Source organism: Methyloversatilis sp. (genome assembly GCF_030696805.1).
GTDB lineage: Bacteria > Pseudomonadota > Gammaproteobacteria > Burkholderiales > Rhodocyclaceae > Methyloversatilis.
This window is the reverse complement of the sequence record NZ_JAUYRO010000053.1, coordinates 105477-123502: the sequence shown is the minus strand read 5'-3', so window position 1 is coordinate 123502 and position 18026 is coordinate 105477. Positions and strand designations below refer to the sequence as shown.

The 18026-nt window shown below is 65.0% G+C and carries 20 protein-coding genes; 8 read left to right on the top strand and 12 right to left on the bottom strand.

Annotated elements, in window-relative coordinates; translation table 11 throughout:
* Positions 1 to 86: 86 nt before the first annotated feature.
* Entirely contained in the window at positions 87 to 359 is a 273-nt protein-coding gene (gene rpsT, locus Q8R75_RS09845; RefSeq protein ID WP_257080127.1) for a 30S ribosomal protein S20, read from the bottom strand.
* Positions 360 to 500: 141 nt separating this feature from the next.
* Here rpsT and murJ point away from each other — a divergent pair, with 141 nt between their 5' ends.
* A complete protein-coding gene (murJ, locus tag Q8R75_RS09840; RefSeq protein WP_305625983.1) occupies positions 501 to 2039 on the top strand; it encodes a murein biosynthesis integral membrane protein MurJ in 1539 nt (512 codons plus the stop codon).
* A gap of 13 nt (positions 2040 to 2052) precedes the next feature.
* Positions 2053 to 2679, top strand: a complete 627-nt coding sequence (locus tag Q8R75_RS09835) for a YbhB/YbcL family Raf kinase inhibitor-like protein (RefSeq protein WP_305612041.1) — start codon at positions 2053 to 2055, stop codon at positions 2677 to 2679.
* 16 nt (positions 2680 to 2695) lie between these two features.
* On the opposite strand, the gene aroC is transcribed toward Q8R75_RS09835, so the two are convergent.
* Complete coding sequence (gene aroC / locus Q8R75_RS09830) at positions 2696 to 3865, bottom strand: chorismate synthase (RefSeq protein ID WP_305625982.1); 1170 nt, start codon at positions 3863 to 3865, stop codon at positions 2696 to 2698.
* A 74-nt stretch (positions 3866 to 3939) separates the two neighbouring features.
* On the opposite strand from aroC, the gene Q8R75_RS09825 reads away from it, so the two are divergent.
* A complete protein-coding gene (locus tag Q8R75_RS09825) occupies positions 3940 to 4620 on the top strand; it encodes a hypothetical protein (RefSeq protein ID WP_305611883.1) in 681 nt (226 codons plus the stop codon).
* A gap of 18 nt (positions 4621 to 4638) precedes the next feature.
* On the opposite strand, the gene Q8R75_RS09820 is transcribed toward Q8R75_RS09825, so the two are convergent.
* The 9 genes from Q8R75_RS09820 to Q8R75_RS09780 form a co-directional block, all read right to left on the bottom strand.
* A complete protein-coding gene (locus tag Q8R75_RS09820; RefSeq protein ID WP_305611882.1) occupies positions 4639 to 5418 on the bottom strand; it encodes an SDR family NAD(P)-dependent oxidoreductase in 780 nt (259 codons plus the stop codon).
* A complete protein-coding gene (locus Q8R75_RS09815) occupies positions 5418 to 5960 on the bottom strand; it encodes a DUF3833 domain-containing protein (RefSeq protein ID WP_305611885.1) in 543 nt (180 codons plus the stop codon). The genes Q8R75_RS09820 and Q8R75_RS09815 overlap by 1 nt, the downstream gene beginning before the upstream one ends.
* A 5-nt stretch (positions 5961 to 5965) precedes the next feature.
* The gene (locus Q8R75_RS09810; RefSeq protein WP_305625981.1) at positions 5966 to 7276 is read right to left on the bottom strand and encodes an MFS transporter; all 1311 of its coding nucleotides are present in this window, start codon (positions 7274 to 7276) and stop codon (positions 5966 to 5968) included.
* Positions 7273 to 7797 (bottom strand): chalcone isomerase family protein, encoded by a 525-nt coding sequence (locus tag Q8R75_RS09805; RefSeq protein ID WP_305611880.1) that lies wholly within the window; start codon positions 7795 to 7797, stop codon positions 7273 to 7275. Before Q8R75_RS09805 ends, Q8R75_RS09810 begins: the two co-directional genes overlap by 4 nt.
* Positions 7797 to 9011: a cyclopropane-fatty-acyl-phospholipid synthase family protein gene (locus Q8R75_RS09800; RefSeq protein ID WP_305611879.1), complete on the bottom strand. Its 1215-nt coding sequence runs from the start codon at positions 9009 to 9011 to the stop codon at positions 7797 to 7799. The genes Q8R75_RS09805 and Q8R75_RS09800 overlap by 1 nt, the downstream gene beginning before the upstream one ends.
* Complete coding sequence (locus tag Q8R75_RS09795; protein ID WP_305611878.1) at positions 9008 to 9778, bottom strand: DUF1365 domain-containing protein; 771 nt, start codon at positions 9776 to 9778, stop codon at positions 9008 to 9010. Before Q8R75_RS09795 ends, Q8R75_RS09800 begins: the two co-directional genes overlap by 4 nt.
* Positions 9775 to 11058, bottom strand: coding sequence for an FAD-dependent oxidoreductase (locus Q8R75_RS09790; protein WP_305611877.1), 1284 nt, complete (start codon positions 11056 to 11058; stop codon positions 9775 to 9777). Before Q8R75_RS09790 ends, Q8R75_RS09795 begins: the two co-directional genes overlap by 4 nt.
* Positions 11059 to 11163: 105 nt before the next feature.
* The gene (locus Q8R75_RS09785) at positions 11164 to 11655 is read right to left on the bottom strand and encodes a glutathione peroxidase (RefSeq protein WP_305611876.1); all 492 of its coding nucleotides are present in this window, start codon (positions 11653 to 11655) and stop codon (positions 11164 to 11166) included.
* 43 nt (positions 11656 to 11698) lie between these two features.
* Positions 11699 to 11971, bottom strand: coding sequence for a hypothetical protein (locus Q8R75_RS09780; protein ID WP_305611875.1), 273 nt, complete (start codon positions 11969 to 11971; stop codon positions 11699 to 11701).
* A 123-nt stretch (positions 11972 to 12094) separates the two neighbouring features.
* Here Q8R75_RS09780 and Q8R75_RS09775 point away from each other — a divergent pair, with 123 nt between their 5' ends.
* The 5 genes from Q8R75_RS09775 (at position 12095) to Q8R75_RS09755 (ending at position 16675) form a co-directional block, all read left to right on the top strand.
* Positions 12095 to 13015 carry a MerR family transcriptional regulator gene (locus Q8R75_RS09775; RefSeq protein ID WP_305611874.1) on the top strand — a complete coding sequence of 307 codons (921 nt, stop codon included), beginning with the start codon at positions 12095 to 12097 and terminating at the stop codon, positions 13013 to 13015.
* Positions 13016 to 13231: 216 nt separating this feature from the next.
* On the top strand, positions 13232 to 14062 hold the full coding sequence (locus Q8R75_RS09770) for a ferritin-like domain-containing protein (protein ID WP_305611873.1): 831 nt from the start codon (positions 13232 to 13234) through the stop codon (positions 14060 to 14062).
* Positions 14062 to 14550 (top strand): adenylyltransferase/cytidyltransferase family protein, encoded by a 489-nt coding sequence (locus tag Q8R75_RS09765; protein ID WP_305611872.1) that lies wholly within the window; start codon positions 14062 to 14064, stop codon positions 14548 to 14550. Before Q8R75_RS09770 ends, Q8R75_RS09765 begins: the two co-directional genes overlap by 1 nt.
* Before the next feature lie 95 nt (positions 14551 to 14645).
* Positions 14646 to 15395 (top strand): cytochrome c4, encoded by a 750-nt coding sequence (locus Q8R75_RS09760; protein ID WP_305611871.1) that lies wholly within the window; start codon positions 14646 to 14648, stop codon positions 15393 to 15395.
* A complete protein-coding gene (locus Q8R75_RS09755; RefSeq protein WP_305611870.1) occupies positions 15392 to 16675 on the top strand; it encodes a cytochrome c in 1284 nt (427 codons plus the stop codon). Before Q8R75_RS09760 ends, Q8R75_RS09755 begins: the two co-directional genes overlap by 4 nt.
* Before the next feature lie 207 nt (positions 16676 to 16882).
* Here the strand turns inward: Q8R75_RS09755 and Q8R75_RS09750 are convergent, their stop codons facing one another.
* Positions 16883 to 17917, bottom strand: a complete 1035-nt coding sequence (locus tag Q8R75_RS09750) for an isocitrate/isopropylmalate family dehydrogenase (RefSeq protein ID WP_305625980.1) — start codon at positions 17915 to 17917, stop codon at positions 16883 to 16885.
* Positions 17918 to 18026 lie beyond the last annotated feature (109 nt).

The window sequence follows — 18026 nt, the reverse complement described above, 5'->3', positions numbered from 1 at the left end:
GACGAATCAGGTCGTCGTTCCGGAAAAACTGCCGGACAAAACAAAAAAGCCGACCAGAAGGTCGGCTTTTTCTTTCAAATCGACGCTCAGGCGGCAGCGGCCATCGACTTGATTGCACCGGACAGGCGGCTCTTGTGGCGGGCAGCCTTGTTCTTGTGAATGATGTTCTTGTCGGCGATGCTGTCGATCGTCGTCTGTGCCTTCAGGAAAATCGCCTGCGCAGCCTGCTTGTCGCCAGCGAGAATCGCCTTGCGGACGTTCTTGATCGCCGTGCGCAGTTCAGAGCGCTGGCTGGTGTTGTGATCGCGACGAACGTTTGCCTGACGGGCGCGCTTGCGTGCTTGTGCTGAATTGGCCATGTTGCGAACTCGTGTTCGGGAAAACACGCGAGTATACGTAAGCTGCCCGTATGGCGCAAGCCCTCGGCGACACCTCCGGCAACCACGTTGGCGAAGCGCGCTCTGGTAAGGTGCGCGCTGATCCGGCATCGCCTCCATTCGATGAATCTGCTCCGCACACTCGCGACTGTCAGCAGCATGACGCTGCTATCGCGCATCCTCGGTTTCGCACGCGACTTCTTCATCGCACGCGCTTTCGGTGCGGGCGCAGCGACCGACGCCTTTTTCGTCGCCTTCCGCCTGCCCAACCTGTTGCGCCGCATGTTCGCCGAAGGCGCGTTTTCGCAGGCCTTCGTACCCATTCTCGGCGAGTACCGCAATCGGCGCGGCACAGAAGACACCCGGGCGCTGATCGATCGGGTGGCGACCCTGCTCGCGCTCATCGTCACCGGTGTGACGCTGCTCGGCATCCTCGGCGCGCCCTGGCTGATCTACATATCGGCGCCGGGCTTCGCGGCAGACGCAGAAAAGTTCGACCTGACGGTCATGCTGACCCGCATCACCTTCCCCTACATCCTTTTCATGTCGCTGGTGGCCATGGCCGGCGGCGTGCTGAACACCTTCAGCCGTTTCGCGATACCTGCATTCACGCCGGTGCTGCTGAACCTGAGCTTCATCGGCATGAGCCTGTTCGCGGCGCCCTTTTTCGATCCGCCGGTGCTGGCGCTGGCCTGGGCGGTATTCATCGGTGGCGTGCTGCAACTTGCGTTGCAGGTGCCGGCGCTGATGCGCATCGGGATGCTGCCGCGCATCAGGCTCGATCTGCAGGACCCGGGCGTGCGGCGTGTATTCAAGTTGATGCTGCCGGCCATCCTCGGCGTGTCGGTGTCGCAGATTTCATTGCTCATCAACACCATCTTCGCGTCCTTCCTCGAGAGCGGATCGGTGTCGTGGCTGTATTACGCAGACCGCCTGATGGAATTTCCAGCCGGTCTGCTCGGCGTGGCGCTGGGTACCATCCTGCTGCCCTCGCTTTCGCGCAGCCATGCAGACGGCAATGCCGGCGAATTTTCCGGCCTGCTCGACTGGGGCCTGCGGCTGACCCTGATGCTCACGCTGCCCGCTGCGCTGGCGCTCGCCCTGCTCGCCACGCCGCTTGTTGCGACGCTGTTCCACCACGGCCAGTTTACGGCGCACGATGTGCTGCAGACGCGCAACGCACTGGTCGCCTACAGTGTCGGCCTGACGGGGCTGATCCTCGTGAAAGTGCTCGCGCCGGGCTTTTATTCGCGCCAGGACATCCGCACGCCGGTGAAAATCGCGCTCGGTGTGCTGGTGCTGACGCAACTGATGAACCTCGCCTTCATCAAACCGCTGGCGCACGCCGGGCTGGCGCTGTCGATCGGTCTTGCTTCGCTGGTCAATGCCGCACTGCTGTATCGCGGCCTGCGGCGCATCGGCGCCTACCTGCCGGCACCCGGATGGACCGCTTTCTGGCTGAAAATCCTCGTGGCGCTGGCCGTCATGGGCGGCGTGCTGTACATCAGCGCCGATCTTGCCGGCGACTGGCTGCGCGCAGGTACGATGACGCGCATCCTGAACCTGACGTGGATCGTTCTGGCGGGCGCAGGTGCCTACTTCGCCACGCTGTTTGCACTGGGTTTCCGGCTGCGCGACTTTTCGCGGCGCGCAGCATCCTGACTGGAGGGAAAGCATGAAACTGACGAGCAACACCTTCGCAGACAACAGCCGCATTCCGGGCGAAAACGCCTTCTGCATTCCGGCTGACACCGGCCACGCCTGCCTGGGCGCGAACCGCAATCCGCATCTCGCCTGGTCCGGCCTGCCGACCGGCACCCGATCGCTGGTGCTGATCTGCAACGACCCGGACGTACCGACCCGGCCGGACGACGTCAATCAGGAAGGACGCACCGTCCCCGCCAGCCTGCCGCGCACCGATTTTTCGCACTGGGTGCTGGTGGATCTCGCCCCGGCCGGGGAAATCGCCGAGGGCGAGTTTTCGTCCGACGTGACCCCCTGCGGCAAGCCAGGTCCGACCGGACCGCGCGGCACCCGCCAGGGCATCAACGACTACACGGCCTGGTTTGCCGCAGATGAGCAGATGAAGGGCGATTACCACGGCTACGACGGCCCTTGCCCGCCGTGGAACGACGAAGTCCTGCATCACTACGTGTTCACGCTGTACGCGCTGGACGTCGAGCGGCTGCCGGTCGACGGACGTTTCACGGCCGCCGATGCACTCAAGGCGATGGCTGGCCATGTACTCGGTGAAGCGAAGCTGACCGGAGTGTACTCGCTGAACCCGGCCGTCGCCGGCTGACGCGCAGCTGGCGCCTTCAGGCCTCGTCCGGCTCCGGATCATCGACCGCCGTGTCGCGCTGCGCGCGGATGCCGGCGATCACGTCGGCCGGCGCCGCCGCGGCGATGCGCGGCGTCGCACATTCGACGTCGCCGCACTGCGCGCGGTGACGCAACGCATGGTCGATCAGCACCAGCGCCAGCATGGCTTCAGCCACCGGTGTTGCGCGAATGCCGACACACGGATCGTGCCGGCCGTGCGTATTCACGATGACCGGGTTGCCCGCATTGTCGATCGAATGTCGATCGAGCCGAATGCTCGACGTCGGCTTGATGGCGATCGACACACGCACGTCCTGACCGGTCGAAATGCCGCCGAGCACACCGCCGGCGTTGTTCGACAGATAGCCCTGCGGCGACATTTCGTCCGAGTGTTCGGTGCCGCGCTGCTCGACGCTCGCAAAACCGGCGCCGATCTCCACACCCTTGACCGCATTGATGCCCATCATCGCGTGCGCGATGTCTGCATCAAGCCTGTCATACACTGGCTCGCCCCAGCCGACCGGCACACCGGATGCGATGACATCGATGCGCGCGCCGCAGGAATCGCCCGACTTGCGCAGCGTGTCCATGAAGGCCTCAAGCTCGGGAACGATGGCTGCGTCGGGGGCGAAGAAGGGGTTGTCGGCAATTGCCGTGCGGTCACGGTAAGTGATGCGCAGCGGGCCGAGCTGGCTCATCCAGCCGTGGATGTCGATGCCATGACGCTCCTTCAGCCACTTGCGCGCGATCGCGCCGGCCGCCACGCGCACGGCCGTCTCGCGCGCCGAAGAACGACCGCCGCCGCGGTGGTCGCGGATGCCGTACTTCTGCCAGTAGGCGTAGTCGGCGTGACCCGGGCGGAAGGTTTCGGCGATGTTGCCGTAGTCCTTCGAACGCTGGTCCTGGTTGCGGATCAGCAATGCGATCGGCGTGCCGGTCGTCATACCCTCGAACACGCCGGACAGGATTTCCACCTCGTCCGGCTCGCGTCGCTGCGTCACGTGACGCGATGTACCGGGCTTGCGCCGATCAAGTTCATGCTGGATGTCGGCCGCGGTCAGCGCCAGCCCCGGCGGGCAGCCATCGACCACGCAGCCGATGGCCGGGCCATGCGATTCACCGAAGGACGTGACACAGAACAGCGTGCCCAAAGTGTTGCCGGACATGGGAAAACCCGCGATTTTTCAAGGCGTGGAGTTTACCATGCGCCCCGGTCGCGCCTTTCCGGCGCAGGCCACCCGTGATCGCATCCGCCTTCGTCATGACACAACGCTTCGCCCTCGTCATCGTGCTCACCATCGTCGCCGGCCTGTGGCTGGACGGACAGGCCTTCGCCTGGGCACAGCCGGTGGTGTCCATCTGGACCTGGATGCTGTTCGGCCTGCTGTGCTGGCGCGCCGACGCCGACCATCGCCGCTTGTGGCTGGTTTGCCTGGCGTGGGCGACCTTCGGCGAAATCGTGCTGGCGCTGGTATGGGGGCTGTACGAATACCGGCTCGGCAATCTGCCGCTGTTCGTACCGCCCGGCCACGTGCTGCTGTTCGCGCTCGGCATGTGGCTCACGGAGCGGCTGCCCGCAGCACTGCCGGATGCCGTTCCCGCGTTGGGCGCCGGTCTGGTCCTGTCCTTCGCGTGGTTTGAAGCCGACACCATCAGCCTGTTGCTGTTTGCCTTCTTCCTGTTGTGCGTTCGCTACGGTCCGTCACCACGGTTGTACGGCACCATGTTCGCACTCGCACTGCTGATGGAACTGTACGGCACGGCGATGGGCAACTGGACCTGGGCGCTGCTCGTGCCGGGGCTGCCGTTTAGCGCCGCCAATCCACCGATCGCCGCCGGTGCGTTCTACTGCGTGCTGGACTGGCTGGCGGCGCTGGCGATGCGTCGGGACGACGATGCCGCGACGGTCGAAGCGCGCTGAGTCCGGACTCCGCTGAGCTTAAAGCCCGGTCATCCGCCGCACCGCGGCGAAATACATGCGGTAGGGCAGCAGTCGCAGCAGCAGAAGCCAGCGCGTGAAGCGACGCGGAAAGTGGATGTGGAAATCACCGCGGGCGAGGCCGTTCAGGATGTGCCCGGCCGCCTCGTCGGCGGAAATGAGCGCGGGCATGTTGAAGTCGTTCTGCGCGGTCAGCGGCGTTTCGACGAAGCCGGGGCAGACCAGATGCACACCCAGCCCGCGCGGCCGTACGTCCATGAAGAGCGTTTCGGCGAAGTTGATCAGCGCCGCCTTGGTCGCACCGTAGATGATGGCCTTGGGCAGGCCGCGATATCCCGCCACGCTGGACAGGATGACGAGCGCACCCGACTGCGCGGCAAGCATGTCGGGCAGCACCGCGGCACAGCCCTTCATGACGGCGGCAACATTGGTGTTGAGTGTTGCATCGATGTCCGCCGGATCCAGTTCCCAGGCCCGCACCGCCTGATAGCGCGCGGCGACGAACAGCACGGCATCGATGCCACCCCAGCTTGCGGTCAGCGTGGCGGCCGCATGAGCCAGCGCGTCGGGTTCGGCCACGTCGAGCGGCAGCGCGACCGCCTGGTCAGACAACGAACACAGCGTTGCGAGCTTGTCGGCGCTGCGCGCCGACAGCGCCACCCGCGCACCCTGCGCCATCAGCCGGCGCGCCAGCGCTTCGCCGATGCCGGACGACGCACCGATGAGCCAGACGCGCTTGCCCGACCAGTCGGCCAGCGGTGGGTTGAGCGGCGCGAACATCAGGGTGCACCGCGGGTGAACGACAACGTCACCTCGCCGAGGTGGATGCCGAACTTGCTCATTGCCGAGCGGTTCAGCATGACCTTGTCGTCAATCATGTACATCCAGTCGTCGAAGTCGACGTTGTAGACGCTGCCATCGACCGGCAGCGCCAGTACATACCGCCAGCGCAGCGCACTGCCATTCGCCTCGCCGGTCGCCTCGCCGACCACGTCGTCGGCGCGGCCGGTATAGCGGCCATTGCCGAGATCCCTGATGGTCCACACGCGGCGGCTGGTCGTACCATCGCTCCACGAGAAGTGTTCGTCCAGCGTGCCGGTATCGCCTTCCCAGCGCGCCTCTATACGCACCGTGAAGCGCTTGATCACTTCGCCGCCGCGGTCCTGGAACATCCCCCAGCCATTGACCGTGCCATTGAAGTAAGTACGCAGGTCCATGGCCGGCGTCTGGCCTGCATAGCGATCAACGGCCACGCCGCCGCACCCGGCCACCAGCACGGCGGCACACAGCGCACCGATGAAGCTCCGCATCCGCCACAGCATCGATCTCACGATTTCAGTCCTCCATATCCGGCTTCCGTTCCGGTTGCCGTTTCGTTCGTCAATTCGGGTTCCACTTCCGGTTCAAGCCAGTCCGCATGGCGCCACAGCAGCACGCAAGCGGCCGCCTTGAGCGCCAGTGGCACCAGGCCATAGACCGCCGCCAGCGCCAGTCGTGCATCAGCGTCGGTGGCGCCTGGCTGATAGCCGAGCAGGCCGAGCAGCGGCAGTGCCAGACCGGCGGCCAGTGCCAGATTCATCTTGGTGACGAAGTTCCACACGCCGAAGCTGCCGCCAGCCGACAGCGGCTCATCGCGCCGGCCGACCAGGCCGGCCACCAGCGCCGCCGGCAACGCGAGGTCGGCACCCAGCGCGATGCCCGATGCGGCACAGATCAGCATGAAGGCCGTGTCGTCGCCCGGGCCGAGCGTGAACGCCCAGGCGAAGACCGATATCGCCAGCACCATCGACGCCGCCCAGCTGCGTGCGCGACCGTAGCGGTCCGACAGGCGCGTCCACAGCGGCAGCGCCAGTACGCCGGCAACGAAATACAGCGCCAGAAACAGACCTTCCCGCTGCGCTGCGCCGAGTACGTCGGCGATGAAGAACAACACCAATGTGGCCGGAATGGCGGACGCGATGCCATTGAGCGCAAACACCACTAGAAGACGGCGGAAGCGCCGGTTCTGCAGTACCTCGCCCAGCACGGCGCGCAGCGGCTCGTGTCGCAGCGGCCGCACATGGCTTGCTTCCGGCACGGCAAACAGCGTGATGACCGCGCTCACCGCCAGCAAGGGCAGCCAGTAGAGCACCGCCTGCCAAAGACCCTGTGCCGCATCCGGCGCCAGCAGGCCGGGCGCGATGGACGCCGCCACGACGCCAACCAGCGCGCAGCCTTCGCGCACCGCGACCAGTCGGGTGCCGAGTGCCGGCGTTGCCGATAGTTCGGCGCCCCAGGCGTAATAGTTGATGGTGCTGATGCTGTAGCCGGCATAGACCAGTGCCAGCGCACCGATCAGCCAGAACACCGGGTCGGTGCCTTCGGGCGGGCGCACCAGTGCGAGCAGCCCGAGCGCCAGCGGCAGCAGACCTATCCACACCAGTCGGCGGCGACTCCGCGCACGATCACTGGCAGCGCCAATCAGCGGGTCGATCAGGGCGTCGAGCAAGCGCGCTGCGAACAGCACGATGCCCAGTACCGTCAGCGATACGCCGAAACTGTCTGCGTAAAGCTTCGGTATGTGGACGTAAATGGGCAACGCCGCGGCGGCCAGTGGCGCGCCGAGCACGCCATAGGCAAACAGGCGAGACGATCTCAACTTGAAGGGAGCGATTCGGCCAGCAGGCGGGTGCGCAGCCTGGGCTCACGCGTGCGGGCGTCAAGCCATATGGCGAAGAAGGCGTCGGATAGCGCCGTGTCCTCGATCGCCGGCAGTTCGACACCCTGGTGGAAGAAACGCGCGCTGCCGTCAGGCATCTTCACGCCGGTCAGCACGTCGCCTTCCTTCACGTCGGGAAACACGCCCGTCAAGGTGTCCTTCCAGCGTGCCAGCCGCTTCTTGTCACGCTCGCCCAGCCGCTTGATCTCGTCAATGCTCGCTTCCGCCAGCTTGTAGCCCTCGAACGAACGGGCGTAGCGGAGGCTCAGCGCGAAACCGCCGTCCGGCGAATAGGTGCCGCCGCTGGCCCACAGCGAAGCGTCGTACAGCTTGAAACCGAACCAGCGCATTTCCCCCTTGCCGAGCGGCTTCAGGTCGGGCAGCAAGTCGCCGGCACCCGCCAGAGGCTGGGCGGAGGCAATGCCGGCGACCATCAACAGCAAGACAAGAATTCGGCGCATCAGGTTTTCTCCAGATGAAATTGATGAACGTCGATCGAACCGGCACGAAAGCCCGCCTCGCAGTAAGCGAGATAGAAGCGCCACAGCCGCTGGAAGCGCCGATCGAAGCCCAGCGCGCGCAAGGCGTCGGTGCGCGCTTCGAAAATGGCGCGCCAGCGTGCCAGGGTGAGCGCATAGTCCAGCCCGAAACGGAAATCGTCGCGTACCTGCAGGCCGGCCTTTTCCGCCTGCTGCACGAACACGCTGGGCGACGGCAGCATGCCGCCGGGGAAAATATACTGCTGGATGAAGTCAGTGCCTTTACGGTAACGCGCAAACAGATCGTCGGCGATGCTGATCGTCTGGACCACCGCCTGTCCGCCGGATGCCAGCAGGCTGTCGAGCTTCGCGAAATAGGTCGGCCACCAGCGCTCGCCGACCGCCTCGAGCATTTCGATCGATACGATGTGCGAAGCCTTGCCGCGCAGGTCACGGTAATCACGCAATTCGCAGGTCGCGCGGTCGGCATAGCCGCCACGCTCGGCGCGCTGTCGTGCCCATGCAAGTTGTGCGGGCGACAGTGTGACGCCGTGCACGCGCGCACCGGAACGCTGCGCGGCGACCTCGGCGAAACCACCCCAGCCGCAACCGATCTCGATCACGCTGTCGTCGGCCGACAGCCCCATCACGCGCGCAATGCGCTGGTACTTGGCGCGCTGCGCCGTTTCCAGGTCGCGTCGGGTGTCGCCCTCGTACAGTGCGCTCGAGTAGGTCATGCTGCCATCCAGCCACAGGCCGTAGAACTCGTTGCCCAGATCGTAGTGAGCGACGATGTTGCGGCGGCTGCCGCGTCGTGTATTGGCACGTCCGAGATGTCGCATGCGCGCAAACACCAGCGCGAGCAGATTGCCATGCACCGCACGCTGCAGCGCGTCGCGGTTCTGCGCGAACAGCGTCAGGACGCGGCCGAGCTCGTCGGTGTCCCACAGGCCGTCGAACCACGCTTCGCCGAGACCGATGTCGCCACGCGCGATCACGCGGTCGAACACTCCCCAGTCGCGAACGCGCATTTCAACCGGCTCGCCCCGGCCGCCGAAAGACACCATTTCGCCGTCCGGCAGCGACATCATCAGCCAGCCGTGCTCGATGCGTTCAAGCAGTTTGAATACGTGGCGCGCGGCCGATGGAAGCTTTCCGTGTCGCGCAAGCGCGATGATGGCATCCGGTTGGTTCATCGGGTCAATTCCTGTACTGGAGGAGCGGGTTTTCTGAAAAAGGGCACGTTTGCGCGCCACAGGTGAAATGCCTGAATGTGTATGCGCGCGATCACGCCCAGCGTCATCAGCGGGAAAGCCGCCAGCGCACGCCACGCCACGGCGCGACTCATCGGCACGGCGCGCCCTGAGACACGCGTGCGCAACTGCCGATCCGTGCCTTCGAAGTAGTCGATCGCGACCGCATGCTGGGTGTCGCGCTGATCGAAACGGAAGCGATAGCGACCGCTGACCGGAAAGAAGGGCGACACGTGGAAAACCTTGCGCGTTTCCAGCCACTCGCCATTCAGGATGGGGCGACGGTCGTCATGCGACACGAGGTAGGCATGGCGTTCGCCGAAGGTGTTGCTGACCTCGCACAGCACGGCGCGCAAGGCACCGTCGGCGTCGTGACAAAACCAGAAGCTGACCGGGTTGAACACATAACCGAACAGCCGCGGCATGGTTTGCAGGATGACTTCCCCATCGACGCCGGCCAGCCCCTCATGCGCCAGCAATTCGCGTATCCAGGGCAGCGGATGCGATCCGTCTCGCGCACCGTGATCACGGTAGTGCAGCGACAACGGCGCCCAGCGGTTCAGTGCGAGCATCGGAATCTTCGCCTTGCCCAGTGCATCGAGGCGAAAACGCATGAAGAACAACTGGTACGCAAAGCGGCGACGGACCTGTGCGGTCCGCTCGTGCATGACAGCGCCGCGGCACAGGCTGACATCGCTTGCAGCCATCATGCGGCAAGCACCGGTTCGCTGCGTTGCCAGGGCACGTCGGCACCGAGCTGACGCGCCACGCGCACCGCCGATGACAGGCCGTCCTCGTGAAAACCGTAGCCGGTCCACGCGCCGCAGAACCAGATGCGATCGCGGCCCTGTATTTCCGGCAGCCGCTGCTGCGCATCGATCGCCGGACCGTCGAACAGCGGGTGCGCATACTCGATGCGCGCGATCACGCTGGCCGGATCGGGTTCGATGAACGGGTTCAGCGTCACCACGACAGGCTGCCTGAACGGCAGCGGCTGCAAACGATTCATCAGGTAGGACACGCTGACCGGCCGCTCGTCGGGCGCGCCTTCGCCCGCCAGGTAATTCCACGCTGACCAGACGCGCCGGTTGCGCGGCAGCAACTGTGTGTCTGTGTGCAGCACCGCGTGATTGGGCTGGTAACGTATGGCGCCAAGCAGCCGCTGTTCGGCAGGGGTCGCGGATTCGCCCAGCAGGGCGAGCGACTCATCGGAATGACTGGCCATCACAACCTGATCGAAGCAGGTAGAGGCGCCAGCCGCATCGATCCACACGCCCTCTTCGGTCCGACGCACGCGGGTCACTGCTGCTGCGCGTCGTACGTCGACGAGCAGCGCCGCAATCTTCTTCACGTACTCGCGCGAGCCGCCGCGCACGGTGAGCCACTGCGGTCGATCATTCACGCGCAGCAATCCGTGGTTGTGGCAGAACCGGGCAAACGTGGCGAGCGGGTAAGCCATCATCGTATGGGTCGGGCAGGACCAGATTGCTGCCGCCATCGGCAGCAAATACCAGTCCCGGAAGGACTCGCTATAGCGATGCTTCACCAGAAACTCACCGAGCGACAGGTGCTCTGCGCTGCCGTTGGCCGCACGCTCGGTCACTTCGCTGTTGAAGCGCATGATGTCCTGCAACATTCGCCAGAACTTCGGCCGGGCGAGATTCGCCGGTTGGGCGAACACCGTGGCGAGGCTGCTGCCGCTCCATTCGATGCCGGAGTCGCGCAGACTGACACCGAAGCTCATTTCGCTGTCCGCGATGTCCACGCCCAGATGAGCGAAAAGGCTGCACAGGTGCGGGTAGGTCGCCCGGTTGAATACGATGAAACCGGTGTCCACCGGATGGCGCACTCCATCCAGTTCAACATCAAGCGTGTTCGAGTGACCGCCGAGACGGTCATGCTGTTCGAACAGCGTGACGTGGTGTTCGCGCGACAGCAGCCATGCGGCTGCGAGCCCGGAAATTCCGGAACCCACGACTGCAATTCTCATAATTCTCCTGGAACCGCCTTGGGTGATATGCGGCCGGCACCCGCCGCCGCAGCAAAGCGTAACTTTACCTTGACACTACCCATGAACGGCAAATGGACATCGACATTATCGTGCCAGCGCAGCCTCTATGGCAGCGATCATTTCGGGCGATTCCGGCGCAACATTGCTCGGAAAAGACGTGATCGTGCTGCCATCTTTTGCGATCAGATACTTGTGGAAATTCCATGCCGGTTCGACGCCGGTCAGGCGTGTGAGGTCTGCGTAGAAGGGGTGCCGCTGCGCGCCCTTCACAGCGGTTTTCGAAAACATCGGAAACTTGACCCCATAGGTCATGCTGCAGAACTCTGCGATGTCCTTGTTGCTGCCCGGCTCCTGATTGCCGAAATCGTTTGACGGGAAACCAAGCACCGTAAGACCGCGCGCGCCGAAGCGTGACTGCAGTTTTTCCAGGCCTTCGTACTGGCGGGTAAAGCCGCAGCGACTTGCGGTATTGACGACAAGCAGCACACGGCCGCTGAATTCGCACAGCGATCTCGGCTTGCCATCAAGCAGGCCGGGCAGCGATCGGTCAAGCAGCGTCGGACAGGTTTCGGCCATGGCGGCTCCGGTCGTCAGTGTGAAGACAGCAGCAAGCAACCAGTCAGCGCGACGCACGACTGGGCTCACAACAGCGAACCGCCGTTTCGGAAAACGCCGGCGGCAGGAAATGAATGCCCGTTACCGCGCGGTGCAGGTGAATGAGCGTTTCGTTGGGGGTCGGCTTATGCACAGACGTGGCCGGTTCAGCCAACGCGACCTGCGCCGTCTTTGCCGTAACCGACGGCTCATCCGTGCCGGGCATCCGTGCCACGCACGTGCTGCTGAAAGCACCCATTCCTGCGAAAAACAGACCGGCTACAGCAGTGTGCTTCATGACTGACTCCCCTATTTTGTCCTGGACAAAACTATCTGTCGCTCTTAATCTAGGGCGCATTGAACGTCGTGTCAATGGTTTGTCCAGGACAATATGAAACATGATGCCAACGGCTCCGGTCGAATGACGATCAGCGCCGTCGAACGCGAAACAGGCCTTCCCAAAGATACGCTGCGCGTGTGGGAGAGACGCTATGGATTTCCCCAGCCTGCCCGCGATGAATCTGGCGAGCGTTTGTATACGCCCGAAGACGTCAATCGGTTGCGCCTGATCCGCAGATTGCTGGATCAGGGCTGGCGGCCAGGCAAGCTGCTGGCCGCCAGCGAGGCGGAACTGCAGCGGATTGTCGAAGCTGAGCGCGGCACAGGTGTGCCGGTCGCACCGGATGGCGGCGTACCGACCGACGACGTACTGGCAGCGATACGACGGCACGATGTGCCCGCACTGCGCGACCTGTTTCAGCGCAGCTTGCTCGAAAGAGGTCTGCAGGGACTGGTTTCGGGTCTTGTCGCACCGCTCAACGTGGTTATCGGCGAAGCCTGGATACGCGGCGAACTGGGCGTACCCGAAGAACATTTCTACACCGAGCAGGTGCAGAGCTTCCTGCGCGGTGCCCTTGCCAGCTACACCCGGCCGGCCACGCCGCCGCGCGTGTTGCTGACCACACTGCCGGAAGAGGAACATGGCCTCGGCCTGCTGATGGTGGAGGTGATGCTTGCGTCTGAAGGCGCGCAGTGCTGTTCGCTCGGGCCCCGCATGCCACTGACCGACATCCGCGCATCGGCCTTGACCTCGGCGGCCGACATCGTGGCGCTCTCCTTCAGCGCTGCCTATCCGCTGCGCCAGGCACTCGCCGGCGTTCGTACCCTGCGTGAATCACTGCCGGACACCGTGGACATCTGGGTCGGCGGCGCGGGTGCGCACGAGCGACTGGCGAGCATCCCGGGCGTATCGGTGATCGGCGCCATCCGCAGCGTGCCCGACACACTGGCCGAGTGGCGCGCGGCCCGGCTGCCGGATTCGCCGACCACGCCCCTCAACTGAGTTCCGCACTTACCCGGCGCGCGCTAACCGGCCGGGAATTTCTCCTGAAATATGCACCGAGCACGCCCCGCCAGCTCGATAACGGCCCATTCGTCCGTCTATTTCATCCATCCTCAACGCGCTGAACGTGGTTTGATCTCACCGGTCGTACACGTACAGCATTCATCATGCTGACTTGTGCTCGCGTAAAATGGCGTTTTCCCGAGGAGCCCGCCCATGCTCTACCCTGAACTGTTCAAGTCACTTGAATCCGCCCGCTGGGACATGGACAAAGACGTGCCTTGGGACGGTTTCGACGCGTCGCGGCTGTCGGACGAACAGGCGCTGACCATCAAGATGAATGCCATCACCGAGTGGTCCGCGCTGCCGGCAACCGAAATGTTCCTGCGCGACAACCGCGACGATTCCGACTTCTGCGCCTTCATGTCGGTGTGGTTCTACGAGGAACAGAAGCATTCGCTGGTGCTGCTCGAATACCTGCGCCGCTTCCGGCCCGACCTGTCACCGACCGAGCAGGAACTGCACGAAGTACGCTTCGAGTTCGATCCCGCACCGGCACTGGAAACGCTGATGCTGCATTTTTGCGGCGAAGTGCGGCTGACCCAATGGTATCGCCGTGCGTCGGAATGGCACACCGAGCCGGTCATCAAGCACATCTATGGGCTGCTGTCGCGCGACGAGGCACGGCATGGTGGCGCCTATCTGAAGTACATGAAGCGCGCCATCGAGCGCACCGGCGACACGGCGCGCGCGGCATTTTCCAAGATCGGCATGCTGATGGCGGCCAGTGGGCGTGCGGGCAAGCCGCTGCACCCGACCAACCTGCACGTCAGCAAGGCGCTCTACCCGCGCGACACCATACAGTCCCGCCTGCCCGACCCTGACTGGCTCGAACACTGGCTGGATCAGCAGATCCGCTTCGACAAGGACTGCGAAGCGCGTGTCATCGGCGGCATCCTGCGCAATCTCGGTTCGCTGTTCGGTGAAAGCTTCAAGTCCATCAGCGACCTGAACCGCTTCCGCAAGCAGTTCGCCACGGCAGCTTGATGCACGGCGGCACACCGGCCTTTGAGGGCAAACTGTGCGCGCCGGCCGATCTGTCGGCGCGCGCTGCCGATCTGCCCGGACCTCGGGTATTCACCAACGGCTGCTTCGATATCGTGCATCGCGGTCACGTGACCTGCCTGGCACAGGCGCGTGCGCTCGGTGGCTCGCTGATCGTGGCATTGAACACCGATGCGTCGGTACGTCGGCTGGGCAAGGGCGATGACCGCCCGGTCAATCCGCTGACAGATCGTGCAGCCGTCATTGCGGCGCTGGAATCGGTCAGCCTCGTCACCTGGTTCGACGCCGACACCCCGCTCGACCTCATCCTTGCCTGTCGTCCCGAGGTGCTGGTCAAGGGCGGCGACTGGCCGATCGACCGCATCATCGGCGCGCGTGAAGTGCTGGCGTGGGGCGGTCGCGTCGAGTCGATCGCCTTCGAACACGAACGCTCGACGAGCGCGCTGCTGCAGAAGATCCGCCGGCTCTGATCTCGACCGCGGGGGCGCGGCATCGCACCATAACCGTGCATGCCGGGGCGTGGCCCTTATCATCCGCCTCCTTTCTGCCTGCTCGGCCCGCTCCGATGAAACGTCTGTTTGAATCCCGCCCTTTCCGTCTGCCGATGCAGCGCCTGCTGCTCACCTGCTGCGCGCTTTTCTCTTTTTCGGCACTCGCTGCGCCCCTCGTCGAAGACACGATGGCGCAGCGCGTGCTCGCCTGTACCGGCTGTCACGGCGCCGAAGGTCGCGCCGGCCCGGACGGCTACTACCCGCGCATCGCCGGCAAGCCGGCAGGCTATCTGCACAACCAGTTGCTGAACTTCCGCGACGGTCGCCGCCAGTACCCCTTGATGTCCGAACTGCTGCAGACGCTCGGTGACGACTACCTGCGCGACATGGCCGACCACTTCGCCGCGCTCGACCTGCCCTACCCGGCCGTGCGTGCCACCGGCCCCAACGCGGCGCTCACCCGCGGCGAAGAACTCGTGCGCAAGGGCGACGCAGCGCGCGATCTTCCTGCCTGTGCCAGCTGCCACGGTGACGCATTGATGGGCGTAGCGCCCGCGATTCCAGGCCTGATCGGCCTGCCGCGCGACTATCTGGCCGCCCAGCTGAGCGCCTGGAAAAGCGGCATCCGCCAGGCACACACACCAGACTGCATGGCACAGATCGTCAAGCAGCTGAGCGCAGTCGACATCAGCGCGGTATCGCAATGGCTGGCCGCACAGACAGTGCCGGCCGGCGCCAGACCCGCTGCCATGCCGGCGCGCGACCTGCCGCTGCGCTGCGGTGGCGTGCCAGCCTCGCAGACGGCGGGAGGAGCCGCACGATGAAGCGCGTCGTATTGATCGTTCCGCTCGTCGCGCTGCTGGCAGCACTGGTCTGGTGGTCGACCCGCCATAACCCCGGTCCGGACACGCCCGCGATTGCCAACGCATCCCGCGTCGCTGCACCACCGGCTGAACTCGTCGCACGCGGCGAGTATCTGGCGCGCGCCGGCAACTGCATGGCGTGCCACAGCGCACGCGGCGGCACGCCATGGGCCGGCGGGCGCGCCATCGACACCACGTTCGGCACCTTCTACACCAGCAATCTCACCCCCGACCCCGACACCGGTCTGGGCCGCTGGACAGCCACCGATTTCTGGCGGGCGCTGCACGAAGGACGCTCGCGCGATGGCCGACTGCTCTATCCGGCCTTTCCCTACACGAGCTACACCCATGTCACGCGCGAAGATTCGGATGCGTTGTGGGCCTATCTGCAGACGCTGCCCGCGACACAGCAAGCCAGCCGGCCGCATGTGCTGCGTTTCCCGTACGACTCGCAGACCGCACTGGCCGTCTGGCGGGCGCTCTATTTCAAACCGGCGGTATTCCAGGCTGACGCGTCACAGTCCGCAGCCTGGAACCGCGGCGCCTACCTTGTTCAGGGGCTCGGCCATTGCAGCGCGTGCCACGCACCGCGCAACGCGCTGGGCGCCAGCGAAGACGCGGACAAGCTGGCTGGCGGGCTGATGGCAGGCCAGAACTGGTATGCGCCGTCGCTGGGCTCACCGCATGAGGCGGGCGTTCAGGGCTGGGAACGAGACGACGTCATCGCGCTGCTGCGCGACGGCATCACGCACGACGCCTCGGTCGCCGGGCCGATGGCCGAGGTGGTGTACGGCAGCACGCAATATCTGTCCGCCAGCGATCTGGACGCGATGGCGACCTATCTGCAGGCGTTGCCTGCGGCGCCTTCTGCGCCAGCGACCGGCCGGGCTATCACGCTGGACGACGCGCAGCGCGCCCGCGCCGCACGGCTGTATGCCGACCACTGCGCGAATTGCCACGGCGAGCAGGGCGAAGGATCCGGCCCCATCTATCCGGCGCTCGACGGCAACCGCGCGGTGACGCTGGACCCGCCGGCCAATCCGCTGCGCATCGTGCTCGGTGGCGGCTTCGCGCCCGCCACGCAGGGCAATCCGCGTCCATTCGGCATGCCCCCGTTCGCCGCCAGTCTGAGCGACGAGGACATCGCGCTCGTCGTGTCACACATCCGCGGCAGCTGGAGCAATGCCGCAAGCCCGGTCAGCGTGATCGATGTGCAGCGCTACCGCGGCAATCTGCGCTGAGTGCATGGCCCCACGGGCCATGACTGCGGGAGCGTTCGCCGTTTCATCCGGGATCTGCGCGGCCTTGTGGTGAGCGCAGTTGAGTGGGAACAGGGAGCCCCTGTGGGAGGAGCCCCTGTGGGAGCGGCGAGGCGGCCGCGCGCCAAGGGAACCGCCGCCATGCCTATTGCAGCGAGGACGCCGCTACCGCGACAGCCCCGACCGCGATCAGCTGTTGCGGATGCGCGCGACCAGGGCGTCGGTGTATTGCTTCGTCGTCGCCTTGCCGCCGAGATCGCCGGTGCGCACGTTGTCGATGTTCAGCGTATCCGACACCGCCTTGCGGATGCGGTCACCCATGTCCTGCAGTTTCACGTGGTCGAGCATCAGCGCGGACGCCAGTACCAATGCAGTGGGGTTGGCGATGCCCTTGCCTGTGATGTCGGGTGCCGATCCATGTACCGCTTCGAAAATCGCCGCGTCGGCGCCGATGTTCGAGCCCGGCGCCATGCCCAGACCACCGACCAGACCGGCGGTCAGGTCGGACAGGATGTCGCCGAACAGGTTGGTGGTCACCAGCACGTCGAACTGCCACGGATTCATCACCAGCTTCATGCAGCAGGCGTCGACGATGACCTGTTCGAACTGGATGCGGCCCTTGTAACGCTCTTCGTACATCTGTTCGGCGGTCTCCAGGAAGATGCCGGTCAGCGCCTTCATGATGTTGGCCTTGTGCACCACGGTCACCTTCTTGCGGCCGAGGGCGATGGCGTGTTCGAACGCGTATTCGAGAATGTGGCGCGCGCCCTGACGGGTGTTCACGCCGGTCGACATGGCCACCGCGTGCGGGTCGCCCTCGATCGGGATGAAGTGCTCATAGCCCATGTACAGGCCTTCGAGGTTTTCGCGGCAGACGATGAGATCGATGTTGTCGTAGCGGCCGCCCGGGATCAGCGTGCGCGCCGGACGGATGTTGGCGTACAGCTTGAAAGCCTCGCGCAGGCGCACGTTGATCGAGCGGAAGCCGCCACCGACCGGTGTTTCCAGCGGGCCCTTCAGGCCGAGCCGGGTGCGGCGGATGCTTTCCAGCGTCGCCTCCGGCAGCGGATCACCATGCGTCTTGAGCGCGCCCATGCCGGCCGGCTGGGTATCCCACTCGAATGGCGCACCGACGGCATCCAGCGCAGCCAGCGCGGCGTCCATGATTTCGGGGCCGATACCGTCGCCGGGTATCAGGGTGGCGGGGATTTTGTGCGCACTCATTCGGGATCTCCTGTCATGGTTATGCATCGCCGGACGTCAGTGCCGGGTTGGCGCAGCGTCCGGAAATGTGGAATGGCCGAAGCAAGAAACCTGCCCCGGCAGGGTCTGG